Here is a 712-nt window from a genome sequence, read left to right as displayed (position 1 = left end):
AGTGATCATTTATGACGGCAGCACCGAGCTGGCCCGTGAAACCGTCGATGCCGCCGGCGAGTGGACCTACACCGCCACCGCCCTGACTGAAGGCGTCCATATTTTCAGTACTGTGGTCGAAGATTTCGCCGGTAACCAAAGCCTGGCCAGTTCCGCGATCAATTTCACCGTCGATACGGTTTTACCAGACGCTGCCATCACCACCCTGAGCGACGACGTCACTCCGGTTACCGGCTCTATCATCAACAGCAGTACCACCAACGACACGACCCCGATCTTCAGCGGCACCGCTGAAGCCGGAAGCACTGTGATCATTTATGACGGCAGCACCGAGCTGGCCCGTGAAACCGTCGATGCCGCCGGCATCTGGACTTACACCGCCACCGCCCTGACTGAAGGCGGCCACATTTTCAGTACTGTGGTCGAGGACCAAGCCGGTAACCAAAGCCCTCCCAGTACCGCGATCAATTTCACCGTCGATACGGTTTTACCAGACGCTGCAACTGGCACCCTGAATGATGACGTCACCCCGGTTACCGGCTCTATCACCAACGACAGTACCACCAACGACACCACCCCGATCTTCAGCGGCACCGCTGAAGTCGGAAGCACAGTGATCATTTATGACGGCAGCACCGAGCTGGCCCGTGAAACCGTCGATGCCGCTGGCATCTGGACTTACACCGCCACTGCCCTGACTGAAGGCGGCCAC

The 712-nt window shown here is 58.6% G+C and carries 1 protein-coding gene; it reads left to right on the top strand.

Annotation, left to right across the window (positions count from 1 at the left end; genetic code table 11):
- Positions 1 to 712 (top strand): Ig-like domain-containing protein (locus ACZRMH_RS25795; protein ID WP_464015816.1); only part of this gene is annotated, 712 nt, incomplete at both ends.

The organism is Pseudomonas sp. B414 (assembly GCF_055408445.1).
Note: the sequence above shows the minus strand (reverse complement) of the source record. Positions and strands in the feature narration are given on the sequence as shown.